The organism is Nostoc sp. DedQUE02 (genome assembly GCF_034531035.1).
Lineage (GTDB): Bacteria > Cyanobacteriota > Cyanobacteriia > Cyanobacteriales > Nostocaceae > Nostoc.
Genome location: NZ_JAVRBY020000005.1, coordinates 187,157 through 207,893, shown reverse-complemented (window position 1 = coordinate 207,893; position 20,737 = coordinate 187,157). Strand labels below are relative to the sequence as shown.

General features: G+C 41.4%; 16 protein-coding genes. 5 read left to right on the top strand and 11 right to left on the bottom strand.

Annotated features, from left to right (window positions below; genetic code table 11):
* Positions 1-25: 25 nt before the first annotated feature.
* Together RMX98_RS07540 and rimI are read right to left on the bottom strand one after the other, a co-directional pair.
* The gene (locus tag RMX98_RS07540; RefSeq protein WP_322648268.1) at positions 26-2,494 is read right to left on the bottom strand and encodes an ATP-dependent Clp protease ATP-binding subunit; all 2,469 of its coding nucleotides are present in this window, start codon (positions 2,492-2,494) and stop codon (positions 26-28) included.
* Positions 2,495-3,264: 770 nt separating this feature from the next.
* Entirely contained in the window at positions 3,265-3,816 is a 552-nt protein-coding gene (gene rimI / locus RMX98_RS07535; protein ID WP_322677337.1) for a ribosomal protein S18-alanine N-acetyltransferase, read from the bottom strand.
* A gap of 92 nt (positions 3,817-3,908) precedes the next feature.
* On the opposite strand from rimI, the gene lysA reads away from it, so the two are divergent.
* The 3 genes from lysA (at position 3,909) to RMX98_RS07520 (ending at position 7,063) form a co-directional block, all read left to right on the top strand.
* The gene (gene lysA / locus RMX98_RS07530) at positions 3,909-5,306 is read left to right on the top strand and encodes a diaminopimelate decarboxylase (protein ID WP_322677336.1); all 1,398 of its coding nucleotides are present in this window, start codon (positions 3,909-3,911) and stop codon (positions 5,304-5,306) included.
* Positions 5,307-5,393: 87 nt separating this feature from the next.
* Entirely contained in the window at positions 5,394-6,317 is a 924-nt protein-coding gene (cdaA, locus tag RMX98_RS07525; RefSeq protein ID WP_322677335.1) for a diadenylate cyclase CdaA, read from the top strand.
* Positions 6,314-7,063 (top strand): isoprenyl transferase, encoded by a 750-nt coding sequence (locus RMX98_RS07520; RefSeq protein ID WP_322677334.1) that lies wholly within the window; start codon positions 6,314-6,316, stop codon positions 7,061-7,063. The genes cdaA and RMX98_RS07520 overlap by 4 nt, the downstream gene beginning before the upstream one ends.
* A 338-nt stretch (positions 7,064-7,401) precedes the next feature.
* On the opposite strand, the gene RMX98_RS07515 is transcribed toward RMX98_RS07520, so the two are convergent.
* Both RMX98_RS07515 and RMX98_RS07510 read right to left on the bottom strand, forming a co-directional pair.
* The gene (locus RMX98_RS07515) at positions 7,402-7,674 is read right to left on the bottom strand and encodes a DUF3143 domain-containing protein (RefSeq protein WP_190917285.1); all 273 of its coding nucleotides are present in this window, start codon (positions 7,672-7,674) and stop codon (positions 7,402-7,404) included.
* Between the two features lie 38 nt (positions 7,675-7,712).
* On the bottom strand, positions 7,713-8,234 hold the full coding sequence (locus RMX98_RS07510; RefSeq protein WP_322677494.1) for a J domain-containing protein: 522 nt from the start codon (positions 8,232-8,234) through the stop codon (positions 7,713-7,715).
* Positions 8,235-8,676: 442 nt separating this feature from the next.
* On the opposite strand from RMX98_RS07510, the gene RMX98_RS07505 reads away from it, so the two are divergent.
* Complete coding sequence (locus RMX98_RS07505; RefSeq protein ID WP_322677333.1) at positions 8,677-9,579, top strand: DUF3365 domain-containing protein; 903 nt, start codon at positions 8,677-8,679, stop codon at positions 9,577-9,579.
* 325 nt (positions 9,580-9,904) lie between these two features.
* Here RMX98_RS07505 and RMX98_RS07500 read toward each other — a convergent pair whose 3' ends face one another.
* Positions 9,905-10,900 carry a J domain-containing protein gene (locus tag RMX98_RS07500; protein ID WP_322677332.1) on the bottom strand — a complete coding sequence of 332 codons (996 nt, stop codon included), beginning with the start codon at positions 10,898-10,900 and terminating at the stop codon, positions 9,905-9,907.
* 190 nt (positions 10,901-11,090) lie between these two features.
* Complete coding sequence (gene dnaK, locus RMX98_RS07495; protein WP_322677331.1) at positions 11,091-13,163, bottom strand: molecular chaperone DnaK; 2,073 nt, start codon at positions 13,161-13,163, stop codon at positions 11,091-11,093.
* Positions 13,164-13,480: 317 nt separating this feature from the next.
* On the opposite strand from dnaK, the gene RMX98_RS07490 reads away from it, so the two are divergent.
* The gene (locus RMX98_RS07490) at positions 13,481-14,329 is read left to right on the top strand and encodes a M28 family peptidase (RefSeq protein WP_322677330.1); all 849 of its coding nucleotides are present in this window, start codon (positions 13,481-13,483) and stop codon (positions 14,327-14,329) included.
* Between the two features lie 181 nt (positions 14,330-14,510).
* Here the strand turns inward: RMX98_RS07490 and RMX98_RS07485 are convergent, their stop codons facing one another.
* The 5 genes from RMX98_RS07485 to RMX98_RS07465 form a co-directional block, all read right to left on the bottom strand.
* Positions 14,511-15,416: a bestrophin family protein gene (locus RMX98_RS07485; protein WP_322677329.1), complete on the bottom strand. Its 906-nt coding sequence runs from the start codon at positions 15,414-15,416 to the stop codon at positions 14,511-14,513.
* A gap of 494 nt (positions 15,417-15,910) precedes the next feature.
* Positions 15,911-16,318, bottom strand: a complete 408-nt coding sequence (locus RMX98_RS07480) for a VOC family protein (protein ID WP_322677328.1) — start codon at positions 16,316-16,318, stop codon at positions 15,911-15,913.
* Positions 16,319-17,321: 1,003 nt separating this feature from the next.
* A complete protein-coding gene (locus RMX98_RS07475; RefSeq protein ID WP_322677327.1) occupies positions 17,322-18,221 on the bottom strand; it encodes an SIMPL domain-containing protein in 900 nt (299 codons plus the stop codon).
* A 289-nt stretch (positions 18,222-18,510) separates the two neighbouring features.
* Positions 18,511-18,888 carry a hypothetical protein gene (locus RMX98_RS07470; RefSeq protein WP_322677326.1) on the bottom strand — a complete coding sequence of 126 codons (378 nt, stop codon included), beginning with the start codon at positions 18,886-18,888 and terminating at the stop codon, positions 18,511-18,513.
* Between the two features lie 506 nt (positions 18,889-19,394).
* Complete coding sequence (locus RMX98_RS07465) at positions 19,395-20,483, bottom strand: NAD(P)/FAD-dependent oxidoreductase (RefSeq protein WP_322677325.1); 1,089 nt, start codon at positions 20,481-20,483, stop codon at positions 19,395-19,397.
* Between the last annotated feature and the right edge of the window lie 254 nt (positions 20,484-20,737).

Genomic DNA, 20,737 nt, shown 5'->3' with positions numbered 1-20,737 from the left:
AGATTTAAATCCCAAACTCTAAATCTTACTCAACACCTTGGGGTAACAATTCCCGGCGCTGTTGAGAACTAACTTGGACAACGCCATTTTCATCCACATCAACTAAAGCTGTATCGCCATCTTTAATGCGGCCAGACAGAATTTCTTCTGCTAGGCTATCTTCTAACAGGCGCATAATTGCGCGACGTAATGGCCTTGCGCCGTAGCTGGGACTGTAACCTTCTTGAATCAATCGATCCTTGAAGCGATCGCTGACTTCTAAGGTGATACCCTTTTCAGTTAGACGACCAAATACTTCCTTGAGCATAATTTCGGCGATTTGGGTCACTTCGGGCTTGCTCAACTGACGGAAGACGATAATTTCATCGAGTCGGTTGAGGAATTCTGGACGGAAGTATTGCTTCAATTCTTCGTTCACCAAGGAGCGAATCCGGTTATAAGTTGACTCGCTGGCATCTTCAGAGAATTCAAAGCCGATACCGCTACCGCCTTTTTCAATTACCTTAGAACCAATATTGGAAGTTAAAATCAGCAAGGTGTTCTTGAAGTCCACCGTGCGACCTTTGGCATCAGTTAACCGTCCGTCTTCCAAAATTTGCAACAGCATGTTGAATACATCGGGGTGTGCTTTTTCGATTTCGTCGAACAACACCACGGTGTAAGGTCGCCGCCGCACGGCTTCGGTTAGCTGACCACCTTCGTTATAACCAACATAACCTGGAGGCGAACCAATCAGCTTGCTGACGGTGTGACGCTCCATGTATTCGGACATATCTAAGCGGATCATCGCTTCTTCGGAACCGAAGAAGTAAGCTGCTAAGGATTTCGCCAACTCGGTTTTACCTACACCAGTAGGCCCAGAGAAGACAAAGCTAGCTATGGGTCGATTGGGATTCTTCAAACCGACACGAGCGCGACGAATTGCCCGTGAAACTGCTTTCACAGCTTCATCTTGACCGATTAAACGCTGATGCAAGGTATCTTCCATGTGCAACAGCTTTTCAGATTCAGATTCGGTGAGTTTGTTCACCGGTACACCTGTCCAAGAAGCGACAATGTGAGCAATGTCTTCTTCTGTAACTACAGGTTCTTCATGTTCTGTGCCAGTTGCATTGGTCTTGCTTTGAGCGATCGCCCGGATTTCGGCTTTGATTTCCATTTCGCGATCACGCAATTCTCCAGCTTTGTCAAAGTCTTGAGAGCGCACCGCGTCATCTTTTTCTTTTAATATCTGACGCAGTTCTTTGTCTAACTCTTTGGCTGCGGGTGGCAGTTGGGAGTTAATCAAGCGCACTCTAGAACCAGCTTCATCAACTAAGTCGATGGCTTTATCTGGGAGGTAGCGATCGCTAATGTAACGGTCTGATAATTTCGCCGCCGCTACTAATGCTTCGTCGGAGATTTTCAGTTTATGGTGTTGCTCGTAGCGCTCGCGCAGACCATATAAAATTTCAATTGTTTCATCAACTGTAGGTTCGCCAACCATTACTGGCTGGAAACGTCGCTCTAGCGCTGCATCTCGCTCGATGTGCTTCCGGTATTCATCCAAGGTGGTAGCACCGATGCACTGCAACTCACCTCTAGCCAAAGCTGGCTTGAGGATATTTGCTGCGTCAATCGCACCTTCTGCTGCACCCGCACCAATTAAGGTGTGTACCTCATCAATCACGAGAATGACATTACCCGCCGAGCGGATTTCATCCATGATTTTTTTCAAGCGTTCTTCAAATTCACCCCGGTATTTGGTTCCTGCTACGAGCAAACCAATATCCAAGGTGACGACGCGCTTATCTTCGAGGATGTCAGGGACATCTTTGGTGGCAATGCGTGAAGCTAAACCTTCAGCGATCGCAGTTTTACCAACCCCTGGTTCCCCAATCAGTACTGGGTTATTTTTTGTTCGGCGACCCAATATCTGGATCACCCGCTCAATTTCTTTAGCCCGTCCCACCACTGGATCGAGCTTATTATCTATTGCCATCTGAGTCAGGTTTGAGCCAAATTCATCCAGAGTCGGGGTTTTTGTGCGCCCGGATGAACCGCCTGGTGAAACTTCGGCAGTTTCTCCCAACATGCGGATGACTTGGGTTCTTACCTTAGATAGATCCACACCGAGGTTTTCTAGCACCCTGGCTGCGACGCCTTCCCCTTCGCGGATTAGGCCCAACAGCAGATGCTCGGTGCCAATGTAGTTATGCCCCAGTTGGCGTGCTTCTTCCAAGGAAAGTTCTAAAACTCGCTTCGCCCGTGGCGTAAACGGAATTTCCACGGCAACAAAGCCCGATCCCCGTCCTATAATTTTTTCAACTTCAATTCGGGCATCTTTGAGATTGACGCCCATTGATTTCAGCACCTTAGCAGCCACTCCAGTGCCTTCGCCAATCAGACCCAGGAGGATCTGCTCGGTTCCGACAAAGTTGTGACCTAAACGGCGGGCCTCTTCTTGGGCCAGCATGATTACCTTAATGGCTTTTTCTGTGAAGCGCTCAAACATGGCTTTATCCCATCATCTGCGGTCGTGCCGGTATGCTGATTTTAGCACAGGCAAAGCTTTTGGATGCCTGTATAACAGATTATAGACATCCTGAAGCTATGACTTGAGTTGATGGGCTAATTGTTAACTATTGACTACTCTTATCTGGCTAGTGTACTGAGGAGCTTTAGTTCACCAGCCTTTTTGGGATTTATTACAAACAGTTCACTTTACATTGAGAGTTTCTTCACTCAATCCCAAACATTTATATTTAACATATATATTTTTTAATATCAAGTAAAAATAATTAATATAAAATTTTGTTATATCTTTTATATTTTTTATAAAACATTTGAATACAAATAGGCGCGGCAAAGTTACATTTTTTTGCTGAAGCCGATCGCAAGCCCCAATAATTCAAAATTACTCATACCCAACTCAACCTAACTAAATAGATAGGCGCAAATAAACCTAACTATATAACAAAATGTAAAAATTTCAAAATTCGTGTGATTGCTTGACTTTGCTTTGCTGTTTTCGCAATAGACATCCAATACGATTCGGTTAAAGGGGAAAGGGAAAAGGGGAAAGGTTTTGAATACATCCTTTACCCTTTACCCCTTACCCTTTCCCCAGACCACAAGGAAAATGAAAAATGCTTATCCGAACCGGATTGAATAGACATCTCCAGAAATTAATTATGCGTTACCTTAAACCCTTGTAGAGACGTTGCATTGCAACGTCTCTAAATTCATTTTTAGACATAGTTATAAATTTTCTCGCCTATGTACTTACTTAAAAAGCAAGTGCCAAGAGGATTTTTCGAGGCGATCGCTGACAATGGAATACCATTGGTCTAAAGTTGCTTTAAATTTGCGGTGTTGTAAATCTGGAAGCCAAAGGATTAAAGCATCTTCATCGTTATCTTGGTAGTAACGCCGCCGCCGTCCAGCTGTTTTAAAGCCAAATTTTTGATATAAAGATATTGCCGCTAAGTTGGAAGCTCGGACTTCGAGGGTAGCTCGCTCCATTTTGCGATCGCAAGCTGTCTTAATGAGTGAATATAATAAAGCCGCACCCAAACCTTGACGGTGATATTGAGGATGAACCGCCAAAATTGTAATGTGGGCTTCATCTAAAATTGACCAAAAACAACCCATTCCTAGCAAACTTGTGCTGGAAGAGGGGGAAAATAAACCGAGTATATCGCTATTGGGACTATCCAATTCTCGCTTGTAGCCCTCCAGAGTCCAAAGTCCGCCAAAACAAGCTTGATCGAGTTCCAGAATAGCACTGAGATTTTCTAGTGTCAGTAATTTAATTTCTAAGTCTAATGCGATCACATTTATTGAATAACGTTACAAACCCTTTGTACACTGGGAATCGGGAGACAAACTCAAAGCCCGTAATTTGAACAAGGAAAACTTTTATAGTTATGGTATCGACTCACCCCACAGGGGTTCAACATTCTGGAAGTCAATATTTACCTCAAAGTTGGGACACCAACACAAATCCATCACCTAATCAAGAACTTTTACCCTTGACTGCCAGAGTTCATCATCATGACCTCTTGGAAATTGGTGGGTGTGATGTCACGACCCTAGTTGAGCACTTTGGTTCACCTTTATATATTTTAGATGAAGAAACCCTGCGTTCGGCTTGTCAGCAATATCGAGATGCTTTTAAGCAATACTACAAGGGTGAATCTCAAGTATTGTATGCCTCAAAAGCTTGGAATTGTTTAGCAGTTTGCGCGATCGCCGCCTCCGAAGGTTTAGGAATCGATGTCGTTTCTGGGGGCGAACTTTACACCGCCTTGCAAGCTGGTGTTAGTCCCGAAAAAATCTACCTTCACGGAAATAATAAATCTCGTGAAGAATTAATTTTAGCGATCGAGTCTGGTGTTACCGTTGTGGCGGATAACTGGTATGAGTTGCATACCCTTGTGGAAATTGCCCAACCTGGTCAATCAATCCGCATCATGCTACGGCTTACTCCCGGTATCGAGTGTCACACCCACGAATATATTCGCACGGGACACTTAGATAGTAAATTTGGCTTTGATCCCAATGATTTAGATGAAGTTTTTACCTTTGTCAGTCAACAACCTGCCCTTAATTGCGTAGGAGTACACGCTCATATTGGTTCCCAAATTTTTGAGCGCCAACCGCATCAAGATTTGGCGGCTGTTATGGTTCAGTGGCTCCGGGATGCCGGGAAGTATGGTTTAAATATTACAGAGTTAAATGTTGGTGGCGGTTTAGGGATTAAATATATAGAATCAGACGATCCCCCTAGTATTGAAGAGTGGGTGAAGGCGATTTGTGAAGTAATTCAAGCAGCTTGTGCAGCCGAAAATCTGCCTTTGCCGAAATTACTGAGTGAACCAGGGCGATCGCTAATTGCCACGGCTTGCGTCACTGCCTATACTATTGGTTCATCCAAAGTTATCCCAGAAATTCGTACCTATGTAGCGATCGATGGAGGAATGTCTGATAATCCCCGCCCGATTACTTACCAATCAGTTTATCGGGCAGTAGTTGCTAATAAAATGTCTTCACCTTTAACCCAAACAGTCACAATTGCTGGTAAACATTGTGAATCAGGAGATATTCTGATTAAAAATGCTCTCCTCCCAAAGACTGAACCAGGGGATATTCTCGTAGTTATGGGAACTGGTGCGTACAATTACAGTATGGCATCTAACTACAACCGCTTGCCCCGACCGGCAGCAGTCGTAGTCGCTAATGGCGAAGCAAATTTAATTTTGCAACGTGAAACTTATCAAGATTTAATTCGACAAGATCGCCTACCACAAAGACTAAAGAAATAGTCATTTGTCTTTGGTCATTAGCTAGTAACTAATGACTAATGACTAATGACTAACTGTAATTAGAGGCAAAAGTGTAATCCAGATGTCATGAGAGATTGGTGGAAGCAATGGCTGACAAACCTGGGATGGTCACAGTCCTTGCTGCTTGGGACTCTGGATATTGTGTTAGTGCTGGCGCTGACGTACATGATACTGGTTATTATTAGTGAGCGCCGGACACTGTGGATGGTGAGGGGATTCATTATCTTAATGCTAGCTTCAGCCCTAAGTGGCAGATTAGGACTACCTCTGCTCAGTTTTGTATTAGAAAAGTTAGTGATTGGTTGTGCTGTGGCGATGGCAGTTGCTCTACAGTCAGAGTTTCGACGGTTTTTAGAACAATTGGGACGTGGCGAATTCCGCCAGCTGTTTCAACCCGACCGTCTGGCAATCCCTAAATCTGATAGTGTAATTGATGAAATTGTTGAGGCTGTTAAAGAATTGTCAAAAAACCGCATTGGAGCTTTACTAATTGTGGAAACCACAGGGCCAATTGATGAGCGAGATTTTTCTGTGCCAGGAGTAAAGCTAAATGCGGAAGTTTCTAAAGAACTGATCCAGACAATTTTTCAGCCGAAAACTTTGTTACACGATGGGGCAACATTGATTCGTGGTTCACGGATCGTGTCATCGGGTATAATTTTACCACTTTCGGGACGCACAGCCTCGCGCCAGTTGGGAACACGCCACCGGGCAGCAATGGGAATTACTGAGCGGGTCGAAAATTGCATTTGTGTTGTTGTCTCTGAAGAAACGGGTTCTATTTCCTTAGCGGAACGGGGAACCCTAAATAGACCACTGACGATTCGGAAACTGAAAGAGTCATTAGAGGCTCTTTTGTCCCCAAACGTGGATAGGGAAGCTGTTGCTCCTGGTCTGTTGAGTTTTGTTCGTCGGATAGGTGGGAAGACACTAGCACTGGTTTCACGTTTACTCAGATTACCATCGACCGCTTCTCGAGATAAAAAATGACAGCACAACAAACTAAACTGCAAGATTTGCCTACTGACTTAAAACGAGAACTATTGCCGCAACACGTTGCGGTGATTATGGATGGCAATGGTCGATGGGCTAAACGTCAGGGTCTACCCCGAATTATGGGTCATAAGCGAGGAGTAGATGCGCTCAAGGATTTACTTCGCTGTTGTCAGGATTGGGGAATTCAGGCACTAACAGCTTATGCTTTTTCAACGGAGAACTGGAAAAGACCGCAGGAAGAAGTAGATTTTTTGATGACTCTGTTTCAAAGAGTTTTGCGCCAAGAACTGCGGGAAATGGTCGAAGAGAATGTTCAAATCAAGTTTGTGGGAAATTTGCAAGACCTGCCGCGATCGCTTCAACAAGAAATATCCCGTTCAATGGAAGCAACCAAGGATAATGGTGGTATCCGGTTTTCAGTAGCAACTAATTATGGCGGACGACAAGAGATATTACAAGCTTGTCAGGCGATCGCAAAACAAGTCCAGCAAGGTCTACTACAACCCAATGAAATTGATGAACAGGTATTTGAAAGCCACTTGTACACAGCCGGAATTACTGACCCAGATTTATTAATCCGCACCAGTGGAGAAATGCGCCTCTCAAATTTCCTGCTCTGGCAAATGGCTTATGGAGAAATTTACATTACCGATGCTCTCTGGCCCGATTTTGACCGGGCTGAGTTTCACCGCGCCTTATGTGCCTACCAACAACGCGAACGGCGATTTGGAAAAGTATAAAATAATACTTTACAAAGTATATAGGATACGTTAGCGAAGCTACAAGATTGGCGATCGCACTCAAACAATGAGCGATGCCTGCGGCGGTAAACTACACATTTTGGTATAATCAACCAGTTCAGTTCGACAACCTGCTTTTTTTTAGAACTTTAAAGTAGAGCTAGGGGGTTATGGGATTGTGTGGAATGAGGGGATTGATCTTAGCGAGTATGAGCTTTGGAAGAATGGTACGTCCTTGATGGGGAGTTAAGACAAGGCTAGCGATCGCATTCAGCAGTCATAGCGATCGCGGTAAACTTAGCAGGTATTAGGGCGGTTAACTGGGCTCAGCACTTCATTTATGGCCCAGAAAACACCGCTTGTTCTACATCATCTCGACTGAGAGAATACTTAAATGAACGTTGGATATCTTGCCCATTTTCCCCAGATTGAACATATCGCACTACGATTTGCTCAACATCGAGCCATAGTTCAGCTTTCCAACTAGGGCGCTGTATGTGCCAGCAATGCCTCTGTGTGTCGTCTTGTTGACAGCCTTGATCTTTTAACCACTGTTCAATTTGTGGCAGGGGATGATTATATAACGGGGTATCAGAGGGAAGAAGAGGCATAGGAATTTTGGATTTGAGATTTTGGATTAGGAAATTTTTTAGTTTTTAATTACTATAGGGGTAATTAGTTGCAATACATGCTTAATTTGCTGTTGTACAGATGGAGTTGGCTGTAGCAAAGGCGAATGGATCGCAGCCTCACCACGAGTTAAGCCAATGGCAATTGCTAGGATCAGACAACCTACAAATGTTAACACCAGCATAAATAAAGCAAAAATTTCGCCAGATGAGAGGGGGCGATCGCTAGGATCGAGGTAAGCTGATTTTGACCAGTCATGACGCGAGACGGGATGATTCAAATCAGGGGGTGGTTGAATCACTCCAAACCGGGAATAGCCAATTTTCAGATCGTAGCTTAATCGGCGTTCTGGATGGCTAAGGGTCGCGTAAGCTTCGTTGATTTGCTGAAATTTGGGAGTAGCGATCGCAGTCGGCAAGTCTGTAGTATCAGGATGATAAAGCTTGCTCAGTTGCCGATAAGCACGACGAATGTCAATTACCGATGCCCAGGGATGCAGTCCTAGCAGGGAGTAATAAGTTGGTTCGCTGCTTTGTGACATTGCGCCGTTTTGATTCACATCTGTTTGAGTCACTTTGCTCAAAGATATTTTTTATATTTTAAATCCTTTGTGAATTGGAATTTGGCTAACAGCGATTCTCTATGAGTCGATTTCGGATTTCTACTTAAGCAGCGCGAGATATTGAGGATACGTGGAAATATAGGACTAATATTTGATTTTTGAAATCCGCGCAACAAATCTGCCTGGTCGTGGTTTACCCAATTCCTTAACGTACAATTTTTCCGTTTCGGCACAGTGACCCCTTTCACGGTATTTTGTCTCCCCGCAAGGCATCTATTTTTTAAAAAAAATGTGAACCTGAATCTGGAACTTTACAAAGTTATTTTGTAGTTATTTACATTCCTCGATGAAAATCCACCTCAACCTGCCCTTATAGATAAGACATAACTCTTGTACTTTTATTTCCCCCTACTCTAGGAGTATGTTAAAAAACTTAAAATTGGGACAAAAATTTACAATTTTGCTACTTGTAATTCTTATAGTAGCTATGAGTTCAAGTGGGTTAGCTCTTTCTGCATTGCTGAGGCAGAATGCGACAAATGAAATAGCCTCAAGAGCTTTAACACTCATTGATACAATGACTTCTATACGTGAGTACACACTTATCCAAATCTATCCAGAACTCTCTTTGAAACTAGAAGAGAAGTTTCTGCCCCAAGTTGTATCCGCATACTCAGCACGAGAAGTTTTTGAAATTCTACGAAAAAAACCAGAATATCAGGACTTCTTCTATAAAGAAGCAGCAACAAATCCTACAAATCTTCGGGATAAAGCTGATAGTTTTGAAGCAAACATTTTAGAGCGTTTTAGAAAAGAAAAAGATTTAAAAGAGGTGAATGGATTTCGCTCACTTCCTAGTGGCGACATATTTTACATTTCCCGTCCGTTATCAATTAGACAACAAGCTTGTCTTCAGTGTCATAGTACTCCTGAGACTGCTCCAAAAACTATGATTAACCTTTTTGGAGCAGTCAATGGATTTGGTTGGCACTTAAATGAAATTGTAGCAGCTCAATTTGTGTCTCTACCAGCAAGTAAAATCATCGAAAAAGCTCATCAATCTTCTTTATTAATAGTAGGACTTGTCTCTGCTATTTTTATAGTGGTAATCCTTTTGGTCAATATCTTTTTGAATCGACAAGTTATTCTTCCTCTTAAGCGGATAACTCGTATTGCTGAAGAAGTGAGTACAGGACATTTAGAAATTGATTTTGAGCAGGTTTCTTCTAATGATGAAATTGGGAATCTTATCAAAGCTTTTAGACGAATGAAATTAAGTTTAGAAATGGCAATGAAAAGAATTAGGTCTCATCCCAATTCTTAATAAAGCTGCGCTAAATATTCTCATTTTTTTCCTTTAAAATACAATGCACTTGGGTTAAGGGCCACTGGCAAAATTTTGGGTTTTCGAGACGCGATAAATCGCCGTCTCTACAAGTGTTTTGGGCTTATCTGAACTGTATTACTCTAAAATATAGGATGTAAAAAATTCCAACTTTAGAGTAGTTATTGATACTTTTGGCGTTGTTTGTCAACTTCAATGTATCATTTGTATTAAGTATTTATACTCTGAAAAATCAGTAGATATTTCCAGATTTTCGTATCGATTTTTATAGTAAAAAATGAAGTATGAAATGTGGGCTATATCCTTAACGGATTAAATCAGCACGGGGTTTAAAGGTTTCAATTTGCCGCAATTTTTCGTACAGTTCCCGTTCTTCTTGAGTAATATTTTTCGGTGTAACTATTTGAATTTCTACTAATTGATCGCCACGTTTGCCGTCATCGCTGGGGTAGCCTTTATTACCTAATCGAAATTTTTGACCAGACCTAACTCCAGGAGGGGTGGTCATTTTCACAGGGCCATCAAGAGTAGGTGCTTCTACCTGTCCTCCTAAAACTGCCTCGCTGGGAGTAACTGGTACTTGGCAGACGATATTTAAACCTTCTAGCTTAAATAATGGATGAGGTTGAACGGTAATTTTTAAGTATAGATCGCCACCACCAACACCTTGGTTTCGCAAACGGATGGTTTGACCTGTTACCATACCTGGAGGCATATTAACTTCTAGCGATCGCCCATCTTCTAAACGAATGCGTTCATTACCACCTTGATAAGCTTTTTCTAGTGGTAGCGTTAGTCTGGCTTCTATATCTCGACGAGTAGCGCGAGGTGGGGGATTAACTGTGTAAGCAACTTTTGTTCTGGGGGAACGAAACGGATCGCTATTATTGCCATTACTAGGCTTACTTGCCCCACCCTTATTTTTGACACCGATAACTTGATTAATAAAGCTTTCAAAGTCGGAGAATTGGCTGGGATCTACGTCTTGATTGTCGTTGCGATCGCTAGCGCCACTCTGCCAAGTTTTAGCTTTGGGTGTTTGTTTGTTGCCTGCGAAGCCTTTTTGCTTCCAGTAGCGGCTAAACTGATCGTACTGCGATCGCTTGGCTGGATCGGAAAGAACTTCATAAGCCTCGCCAATATCTTTAAATTTTTCCTCAGATTCTTTGTTACCCGGATTGAGATCGGGGTGATATTGCCTTGCTAACCGCCGATAAACCTTTTTAATTTCCTCACCAGAGGCATCTTTAGATACTCCTAAAATCTCATAGTAATCGCGAAAGTTCGGCAAATTTTGCATAGTCAGTTGTTTAAATTTTAGATTTTAGATTTTGGATTAATTAGGAGTTAGGAGTTGAAAGATTTAATTTTTAACTTCTACTCTTAACTCTTATCAGAAATATTAATCAGGTAGACAGAATTAACATAAAATGCCAACCAGTGAAATCAGCTTTCTGAGCAGCTTTTACCTCCTGTCTCCTGCCTCCTACTTACAACCAATCATTATCTTCTTCATCATCCCAGTTATCTTGGTAGCTGGGACGTGATTTGCGTGGAGGACGGTTTTCATAAGAGGAACGACTATCCCGGTTATAGTCTCTGCCATAGTCTCTACCGTAATCTTTGCCATAATCTTTACCGTATGAGTCGCGTTCCCGATATGTATCTCTGGGAGATTCTCGTTCTTTCTCACCGCCAGTAAAGATGTCACGGATAGTACCAAATAAGTCGTCGTCTTCATCTTCAGCATAAGACTCGCGGACTTCCCGATTTAGCTCATAGAGAGCATCTTGCAAGTCGGCGTAGGCTTGATCGATCCCGCGATCGCTATTTTCCTTCAGACTCTCTTTTAGTTGTCGGCAAATATTATCAATTCTTTGGCGGCGGCTGCGGGCAAACTGCATACCAAATTCCAGTGCTACTTCTCTAAGTTGTCGTTCTGCTTGGAAAATCAACGCCTCAGAACGAGTCCGCTTTTCTACTCTCTCTTTACGTTCGCGATCGACATCGGCATATTTTTGAGCATCCTGAATCATCCGATTCACTTCCGACTCGTTCAAGGTGGAAGCGCCTTGAATGGTAATACTTTGTTCTCGCCCAGTGGTTCTATCTAAAGCTGTTACCTGTAAAATCCCATTAGCATCGATATCAAATGACACCTGAACTTGGGGAATTCCTCGTGGCGCTGGTGGGATACCATAGAGCTTGAAACGCCCTAAAGACTTGTTATTTGCTGCCATATCCCGTTCGCCCTGGACTACGTGAATTTCCACAGTATTTTGGTTATTTTCAGACGTGGAAAAAATGTCAGAACGACGGACTGGAATGGTGGTGTTGCGGGGAATAAGTTTTTTCATCACGCCGCCGATGGTTTCCAATCCCAGAGAAAGGGGCGTGACATCCAAAAGCAGCACATCTTTGAGTTCGCCAGCGAGAATACCTGCTTGAATTGCTGCACCTACTCCCACGACTTCATCGGGGTTGACATTTTCGTTGGGTTCTGTGCCAATCAAGTCCCGCACCAGCTGCTTCACCATTGGCATCCGTGTAGAACCGCCAACTAATACAACTTCTTCAATGTCTCTAGGTGAAAGTCCGGCATCTTTGAGCGCTCGTTTTACTGGTGTCCGCAATCGCCCCACCAAATCACCACACAAACCTTCAAACTCGGAACGAGTCAGACGAGTTTCTAGATGTTTGGGGCCATCTTCCGTGGCAGTGATGAAGGGTAAGTTAATATCGGTGACGCTGACAGCAGAAAGTTCAATTTTGGCTTTTTCCGCCGCTTCCATTAGACGTTGCAAAGCTTGGCGATCGCGTCTTAAGTCTACCTCTTCTGTTTCCAGAAATTGCTCTGCTAACCAATCTACGATTATTTTGTCAAAGTCATTCCCACCAAGTTGCGTATCTCCACTGGTAGCTTTGACTTCAAAAATCCCATCGCCTACTTCTAAAATCGACACGTCAAATGTGCCACCACCCAAGTCAAATACTAAGATAGTTTCCGTGTCACCTCGATCTAATCCATAAGCCAAAGATGCCGCAGTCGGTTCATTGAGAATCCGCAACACTTCTAAACCAGCAATTCTGCCAGCATCGCGGGTTGCCTGCCGTTGAGAATCATTAAAATAGGCGGGTACTGTAATCACTGCCCCTGTGACTGGTTCACCCAAATAGCGACTAGCATCGTCTGCCAATTTCTTTAGCACCATTGCCGAAATTTCTTCTGGGGCAAAATCTTTATTCAGACGAGGACAGGCAATTTTAATATTACCTACTTCGTCTTTGCGGATGGTATAAGGTACACGCTTGGAATCTGGATTAAGTTCGCCATACTTGCGCCCAATGAAGCGTTTAACTGCAAAAAAGGTATTTTGGGGATTGAGGACGGTTTGTCGCCGTGCCATTTGCCCAACCACCCTTTCACCTTCTTTGCTGAAGCCAACTACGGAGGGGGTTGTTCGCATTCCTTCTGCATTGGCAATCACCACCGGCTTGCCACCCTCCATAACGGCGACTACTGAGTTGGTTGTACCCAAGTCGATGCCGACTACCTTGCCCATGCGTTACTCTTCTCCTAAAGTGTCTTATATATTTATTATGATTGGGCGGAACTACTTCTAGCTTTGTGCTACAAGATAAAAACACCTCAATGGTATAATACTCATCATTAAGGCAGTAAGCTAAGAAGTGCAGCTAGAGGAGATAGTTGCAAGACTAGGATAGCATTGAGATGGTTGCTATGCCCAAGCAGCCTCAATTCTAGTTATCCGCCTACTTCTGTTTACGGTATCTGCAAGTTAGTCAATGCACCTTAATAATACTTGCTCTGCTTTTTTAAGTATCGGAAAACTCTAAATATTGCCACTATTTTAAAGATTTGAATTTAACAGAGCGATTACAAACTTCCCTAAGTGAGATAGCGCGAGAACGCGATCCTTACATCGCAAGCGCTGGACATTTTTTTGTCCAAGAACACATCCGCCAGCAATTTTCTCAATGGGGGAGTGTGGAAATCCACACCTTTGAAGTTAGAGGTAAAGCTTGTAATAACTTGATATTAAATTTACCTTCCCGAACTAGAGGGCAAAAAAAGGATTTGCCACCGATTTTAATTGGTGCTCATTATGATGGCGTTCCGGGAACACCTGCGGCTGATGATAATGCTACAGGTGTAGCGGTGTTGCTGGAATTGGCAAGAAAGTTTGCTGCCGAAGCTGTCAGATATCCTTTAAGACTGGTTGCTTTCGATATGGAAGAATACGGCTTATTGGGTAGTGCTGACTATGCAGCCCTGTTGCATCAAGAAAAGCAACAGCTACGCTTAATGATCTCCTTAGAAATGCTGGGCTACAAGGATTCTACACCTGGTTCCCAGAGTTATCCCCCTCCTCTGGAACGCTTCTACCCAGATACGGGTGATTTTATTGCTTTAATTGGTAATTTGCGGACATTACCTGACTTAATTGGGATGAGCCGTAATATTCGCAAAGCTGGCGTATCTAGTCAATGGCTACCCGTGCCGAATCGAGGTTTAATAGTTCCCCAAACCAGACTTAGCGATCATGCTCCATTTTGGGATTTGGGTTATCCGGCAATGATGGTGACAGATACGGCATTCTTGCGAAATCCACATTATCACAAAGTTAGTGATGCGATCGCTACTTTGGATTTAGATTTTCTTACTCGTGTATGTGAAGGGTTAGAGATGGCGATTCGGAGTCTATAGCAATCCGATTTGATTTCTGTTAGCGCAGGGTAGCGTAGCCTATTTACGTAGGAGGCAAGAGGCAAGAGGCAACAGTCAAGAAGCCTCTTTGAGTTGTACTGAATTTTTTCATAAATCAAATATGAGTTCTATATAAAAAGTTAGTAGTTAAAAATGATTAATGAAAATTTGTTTACTTTAATCATATACTTTCTCTGTGCGATCGCGCATTAGGAGTCAAAGTAATTAAATCGTCAATATTGCGTTTCATTGTCTCGCAAATTGTATCTAATGGTAAATCATTAGCGTCATAACCAAAAGGATTTTCTATCTCTAAGCCGATGGCTTCAATACCAAACACTGTAAAACCAACCAAAGCAGAAATTAAACCTGTCCACCAACCAAGACTTTGTACTATCTGAAATGGTAGCAAAAAGCAATATAAAACCAGCAATTGCTTCAAATGAATCGCATAAGCAAATGGCATAGGCGTTTTTAAAATCCGTTCGCAAGCACCTAAATTATCCACAAGATTATTCAATAATTCTTGCATAGATGTTAGCTGGTAGCTATTAAGGCAATTACGATGATACTGTTCCTGTAAATAATCTCCTATCCAAAAAGCAACCTCTATAGGCGGATTATTCATAATTTTCAGTTTTATATACTTAGTAGATGGCATTAAATCTTCTAATTCGCTATTGACAGCCTCTCCTCGTAAATGTAATTTAGTTGTTACAGCAAAAGCTGCCAATAAGTTTAATGCCGTGATTTTATTGGCTTTATCTTCTGGTGAAATTTCATCAACTGATACCCAAATTTGCCGCGCTAGATTTCGGACGTTATTTACTATAGATCCCCAGCATTTTCTTCCTTCCCAAAATCTCTCATAAGCAGTATTTGTCCGAAATACAAGTAACAAACCTAAAACAATACTAGGAATAACACTTCCTAAAATAGGTTGGGATACAGGTTTGTCAAAATGGTAAAGCAGAGAAATTAAAAATCCGAAAGCTCCACTCCATAAAATATGTTTGAAAGTTGATTTCATTACTGAACCTTTAGGTTGTAATGCTGTGTGTATCCATTTTATTTTTTCGATTATCATGTAGTCACCCTAATAAAATATTTCGTGAACCGATATTTTAAGCATTTTTTAGCTTAAAAATAATCGCTATCAAAGTAGCACAATTAGTAACTAATAGTAAAGAAGATACTTTAAAAGTAATTTTGCTAAAGAACATGATATGCTCACGGCAGTGATTGTATTCTAGCTTCTGTTATCCAATATCAAGTCCGGTTAAATACTTATTATTAGGACTTATCCAAAAAGTTTTTGTGAGCAATAATTAGGTGGAAATTATATAAAAATCAAGAGCGATGCTTACAACTGGCTAGACATACACAGCAATTATAAATAAATGTAACGATTTTTTAGTGGCTGCATAAACTCCACATTTCATCCCGATAAATATATAGAAGAAAAGGTACATTCCTATCGATAATGTCCATACAGCATTAGTTGATATCGTGTACCCCAGTAAATCTAAAAGTTCTAACCTGTAACAATCCTGCCCTGTAAATTAAACATTTAGACATAACTTATTTGGTTATGTCTTTTTTCTTATCGTTAGTCTCGAAACGTTGAATTTCAATCAAATAACCATCAGGATCGCGGAAAAAGCAATGGTAAATGTTGTACTTTTCATTTAGTGTGGGTGGCTTTTCAAATTCGATGCCACGTTCTTTGAGATATTCAAACCATTCATCTACCTGCTGTGTTACCAGAGTAAAAATGACACTTGATTGCTTGTTGGTTGGGGGAGTTGATTTTTCGTTTGCTTGACACAATCCTAAGTATCCAGAACCAATAATAGTATAAATTCGACAGCTTCCTTGGTCAAGCCATAACTCTAATCCGAGTTTTTGCTCGTAGAATTCTGTAGATGTCTTGAGGTTATGGGTATAAAAGAAGGTAATTTGTTGGTTGATTTCCGGATAAATAGGCATAAAATATATTTAAGTATATACCCTAACGACATTGGGCGATCGCATAAGTAAAAATTGATTCATGTTAGAAACCTGTTACTGCTCCAGATGCACTTAAGCATTCTGGAGTTTCTTTTTAAAAAAAGCAATCAGAATTTTCTAAATTATCCTGATATGCCAAAACATGGCTGAATAAGGATACATACTGAATTATCTATATTTAACACAGACATCATTTATTGATGTAACCCTCCTCCCTGCTGCCAATCAACTCTCGCAAAACAGCCTCAGTTTATCTGGGGCTGTTTTGCGTTACTTCCAACAGAGAAGGTGTAGTAAACAAGAAGCACAGTGGTTTGCCACTAGACATTTTAATCCACATTTGAGTGTATACCCTGATGACGTAGGATTCTCTCACGGTGAAAATTTGGTATAGGTAAATGCGTATCTTTCCTGACTCCAGATTTGTCACAAACATTTCTGGAGTTTTTTCATGATTGGAGTTTTAAATCTGCAATCTAGTCTAGACTCTAGTGAATAGCGTAAGTCCTGATATACTAGAACTTCAAATGAGTAACCTCAATTTCTATTTTTTCAGTTAGTTGGTGGAGAAAGTACAACCAATCTTTCAGATTTGAGCAATCGTCGCTGTTCGTTGGTTAGAAAAATGTACCCAGTGATATAATTATTTCCATTATCAAGTGGGTAAAATATGCCGCCATTAGGCACAGTTTTATCAACTACTTGTAGAATTAAACTAAATAGTCGACAATCATCGACAAAATCATCTTTAAACTCAAGCTTTGTACTATATATTTTCCCTTAAACTTTAAAAGAAACTTCAGCAGTTTGGTTATTTTTCCATTCAAACAAAATATCATTTGGAGCAAAATTCCCTATTTGTAGAATTAGCATTATGAGATTAGGCAATTAGCTGATTAAGTGGGAATGCCGTAAAAATAATTAAGCGATCGCACTTCCAATTTTGACTATATCAAAGTGTGATCGCACTACATATAAATGTTTATTTCGTTGTATATGTCACAAAAATATCCTTTTTCATTTCAACTTCTGCCGGAGCATCTGGATTATAAGCTGGTGATAATAAAACACTAGCAAATGAAGGTAAAGGAACTCCAGTTTTAGAATTACATGAGGGATAAAATAATGTGTAAAATGGCTCGGCTACAGAAGGAGTACTAAGTTTAACTTCCATCGCAGTTGCTAAAGCTTGAGCGCGGCTTTGAGCATCTTTCATCGCTGATTGATAAACTGAACTCTGCAAAGCTTGGCAGTCATTAACTGAGTATTCAACACCGACGCTCTTAACAGAAAGGTTTTCAATTTGGCTCGTAGACTTGTTCGCTGTAGCAACAATTTCCTGGACGCGATCGCGTGTTGGTTTTTCCAGTTTCACCAATATCCTGGCGTTATTTTCACTAGAATTAGGGTTAATTTGCACTTGAATTTTATCAGCACTAATCCCTTTAGCAACTAGGCTATCCACTACAGGCTGAAGAGTTGCTTTAGTTAGGGATTTTTTGTTTGGTAAAGGTTCTGCTGCTGTTTTGTAATTTAAAAGTAGAGTCGGTGAGGCAGCCCGGTCTTGTTCCAACAAAGAGGGACTGCCGTTCGCCCTTGGCGTGCCGGAGGCATACCTGGAGGGTGAGGATAGGCGGCGGGTTTCTGGGAAGGCTGATGGTTGCGTTTGTAACTCATCATTGCTCTCTCCGCTACTGAATACCAATTCAATATCTGCTGTATCTGCTGGCACTCTCACCACTCCTTGACCCATTACCATTAATGAATGGCGATCGCTTGCTGGTGGGTAAAATAATTGGGCATTAGTGACTTTGGATGTTAATGCTACCACCCCGATAGTCACAGTAATATTTACCAGCATTAAAGCATTTATTTTTCTCATATCCTGGGATGTCCTTTGAACTTAGTCATTGTCAAAGTTTACACCTCAAGAGTAATATACTGAATGCTTTATCTAAATAATTCACTAAAAGTTGGGGAAGAATTATTTTAATCCTCGTCCCTAATCTTACGTATAGTGTCAACCATAGGAGAAGGGTGTGCTTTGAAAAAAATATTGAGCTAATCCCACGTCTTTTATACTGACTTTAGTCGTGGGATTGGCCCAATATTCAAAAATTAACTGCGGACATGATTATATTTCAGCAGAAAGCCAAATCTTGTTATAGTTATTAACCAAACCAATGGGAAGGTTCACAAGCTGATTCAACTGTTTCACAAACATGATCGCTAATCCAATCTGACTTTTCTTGAACGATTAAACAAATGCCTTGGTGAATCAAATTTTGTAAATGTAGTTGCTGTTCTAAAGGTTTACGAGGCAATTTGTAATAAGCCAAGCTTCCTTGTTCAGCCTCTGCTAGCGGCATCTGTTCATCAGACATGACACTGTAAAAGGAGGGAATGCGGTTGAGGACGAAAGTAATTAGCTCTTGGCGTAAATCAGGAATTGCAAAGGCTTGTTGATATGGATGGGATGGATATGTATCCAAAACGCTTTCAATCTCTCCTACTATTGATTGCTGTGTGAAATTGACTACCGTTTTCATGGTTTTTAAATTCCTTTTTTAATCAAGTCAATGCTTGGTGAATAAAATAACTTTTTTAGATGGCAATGTCGTCATTAAAAGTCAGTTAAACTACTTTTAACTGATAGATGCAATAGACCCTGAAACTAGCCTTGATTATTGGTACAATGCCAGACATTTGGCTTGGCTTATTTTAATTAAAGTTTATACTGTCTCCTAGCATGACTTATTAAAATAGCATCCAATAACCTGGTATACCGACATTTTATATTTATAATCCTAATTATTTTAAACTTCTGCTTTTGTAGCAGAAATCTACATAAAATGCAGCATTAAGGCTAGGGGATCAAGATTAACGGCAATAAAAAACTTGAATTAGGAACAAGTTTTTCATTAATTTAAGCTTTTTGGGTAATTTACATCAATTTTGAGGTTTGCGACAAAATTTGCTATTTCATCTAAGAAACTTATTGGTTGCACTTTGATTTAGTCAGTCAGAAAAATAGCGACTCACCTATAGTGCAAAATCAGTCTAGCGACAGATTAAATGATCGGGCAAAAACGTTTAAAAAGTTCACATTATCGAAAGATAGATGATGCAACTGGTTATTAATTTCCTCAGCAGCAGCTAATCCAGAAAGCATCGCACCTTCGACAAGATTGCCGCCACACCAATCACCACAGCAAACTAAAGGTGAGGAAGTTCCGGCAGATAAAAAAGCTTCGTGCCAAGGATGGCTAGGAAAGGCATAACGCCAACGATGTACTTGCATCCATTCAGGAGCATTCAGCCAAGGAAGGGAGAGAGATTCAGCTGCTCGTTGCAACATATACTCTCCAGCAGATTGTAAATCCTGTGATTCTAGATGACGTTGAGCAAAATCAGCGCTACTTTGCACTACAAAATGTGGTTGTTGAGGGTTAGGACGCTTGCTACTGTCCAAACCAATCCATGCTAAATCAGCATCATCCACAAAAGTTAGAGCTTTCCATTGAGGGAGGGGTTGCAATGTAGAAGGATATCCAGCGATCGCACTAATCGAAAGATAAAATTCTACAGAACGCAAATTATCCAAAAAGACTGCATCCAATACACTTTCACCCAAAGGTGACAACAGCATTACAGCTTGGGGTGCGGGAATAGCGAGGACTATAGCTTTTGCAGTTAATTCTTCATTACTAGATTCCAGAGTCAAACACCAACTATTTTCAGCAGTTGGAGTAATAGCGATGACACGCTGATTCAGTAATATTTCTAAACCTGGGGCGAGGGATTTAGCGATCGCACTCATTCCCTCAGGTGCAACATAACGCGGACTGCGGTTTTTGGGTTCAGATAAAGGAACATCTGCTGTGAGTTCGTAAACCCCATCTGTCCAAACTTCAAGGATATGGCGCTCACGCAATATTTCCACAAAACGTCCCAACAATTCACCCTTTGGTTTCAGATAACAAGCCCCATGATCCGCCCAAGTTCCATGCAAGCGGCGTGTAGCTAGTCTTCCTCCCAAACCACGCGACTTTTCCACCACTACTACCGAATATCCAGCTTGAGTTAACTGCTGGGCGCAGACTAAACCGGCAATTCCGGCACCAATCACTGCAATATCTGTCATAAGTCAAAAGTCCCTAATTATTGGTCATTAGTTATAAGAGAAGGCAGGAGGAAAGAAGTATGAATAAAAACTTTAGTTCTGGGTCAAAAACCTAGTTTAAAAAGAAAGAAGAATTGTATCGAGCAGAAAGTACAGCGAGATACAAAGCTTTCACAGCCAAAGTTCCACGCTTTTAAACATAGGTTAGTTCTGCCTCCTGCCTCTTGAATAGTCATTAGTTATCATCAAAGGACAAAATTACTACTAATGACTGC

What these genes read in the sequence shown, in the direction of transcription:
- RMX98_RS07485 (WP_322677329.1), bottom strand. Translation starts at nt 15,416, where the DNA reads ATGATAATCGAAAAAATAAAATGGATACACACAGCATTACAACCTAAA.
- lysA (WP_322677336.1), top strand. Translation starts at nt 3,909, where the DNA reads ATGGTATCGACTCACCCCACAGGGGTTCAACATTCTGGAAGTCAATAT.
- RMX98_RS07475 (WP_322677327.1), bottom strand. Translation starts at nt 18,221, where the DNA reads ATGAGAAAAATAAATGCTTTAATGCTGGTAAATATTACTGTGACTATC.
- RMX98_RS07470 (WP_322677326.1), bottom strand. Translation starts at nt 18,888, where the DNA reads ATGAAAACGGTAGTCAATTTCACACAGCAATCAATAGTAGGAGAGATT.
- RMX98_RS07465 (WP_322677325.1), bottom strand. Translation starts at nt 20,483, where the DNA reads ATGACAGATATTGCAGTGATTGGTGCCGGAATTGCCGGTTTAGTCTGC.
- RMX98_RS07540 (WP_322648268.1), bottom strand. Translation starts at nt 2,494, where the DNA reads ATGTTTGAGCGCTTCACAGAAAAAGCCATTAAGGTAATCATGCTGGCC.
- RMX98_RS07480 (WP_322677328.1), bottom strand. Translation starts at nt 16,318, where the DNA reads ATGCCTATTTATCCGGAAATCAACCAACAAATTACCTTCTTTTATACC.
- cdaA (WP_322677335.1), top strand. Translation starts at nt 5,394, where the DNA reads ATGAGAGATTGGTGGAAGCAATGGCTGACAAACCTGGGATGGTCACAG.
- dnaK (WP_322677331.1), bottom strand. Translation starts at nt 13,163, where the DNA reads ATGGGCAAGGTAGTCGGCATCGACTTGGGTACAACCAACTCAGTAGTC.
- RMX98_RS07500 (WP_322677332.1), bottom strand. Translation starts at nt 10,900, where the DNA reads ATGCAAAATTTGCCGAACTTTCGCGATTACTATGAGATTTTAGGAGTA.
- RMX98_RS07520 (WP_322677334.1), top strand. Translation starts at nt 6,314, where the DNA reads ATGACAGCACAACAAACTAAACTGCAAGATTTGCCTACTGACTTAAAA.
- RMX98_RS07510 (WP_322677494.1), bottom strand. Translation starts at nt 8,234, where the DNA reads ATGTCACAAAGCAGCGAACCAACTTATTACTCCCTGCTAGGACTGCAT.
- RMX98_RS07505 (WP_322677333.1), top strand. Translation starts at nt 8,677, where the DNA reads ATGTTAAAAAACTTAAAATTGGGACAAAAATTTACAATTTTGCTACTT.
- RMX98_RS07515 (WP_190917285.1), bottom strand. Translation starts at nt 7,674, where the DNA reads ATGCCTCTTCTTCCCTCTGATACCCCGTTATATAATCATCCCCTGCCA.